We start from the raw sequence: 590 nt of genomic DNA on the forward strand, positions 1-590 counted from the left end.
TGCTCTTTGGCTGGGCCGATGTGCCGGCGCTGCTGCTGCTTGGCGCCCTGCTGGCCCTGGCGGGTGGAGCTCTGGGCCTGGCGGCCTGGGTACGAAATGCGTCCCAAACGCCGGGCTGGCTGTGGCAGCAACAGCTGCTGCTGGCGCAGTTTTTCGCACTGCTGGCCGGGCTGGGCCTGCACGAGCTGGGCCTGAGCTGGCCGGTGGTGCTGGGCATTCTCTACGCCGAAAATCTGGCCGTAGCCCTGCTGGCGGCCCGGCAGCGCGAGGCCCTGCTGTACCACGTTGCCCAAGCCGGAGCCTTCCTGGCTGGGGGTGGCCTGCTGCTGGGTGCCTGGGCGAAAACCGCCAATGTGCTACCCCACGAGCTGTACCGCGACGCCCTGGTGCTGACCCTCACCGGCTGGCTGAGTGTGGCATTTCTGCGCCGGGCCTACCGGCTGCTCTCAGTTCTGGCAGCCCCGAACGCGTCAACCGATATATCCGAAACGGACCAGCATTTGCTCGGGGGCTTTGCGGGGCTGGCCGCGCTGCTGCAGGCCAGCACGGGCCTGCTGCTGGCCCGGGCGCTATTCGGCTGGCCGCACGCG

General features: G+C 69.2%; 1 protein-coding gene. It reads left to right on the forward strand.

Annotation, left to right across the window (positions count from 1 at the left end; translation table 11 throughout):
- Positions 1-590: hypothetical protein (locus ACYVDE_RS25605; protein WP_460504320.1), on the forward strand; the 590-nt coding region annotated here is incomplete at both ends.

It is taken from the genome of Hymenobacter agri, from assembly GCF_054778495.1.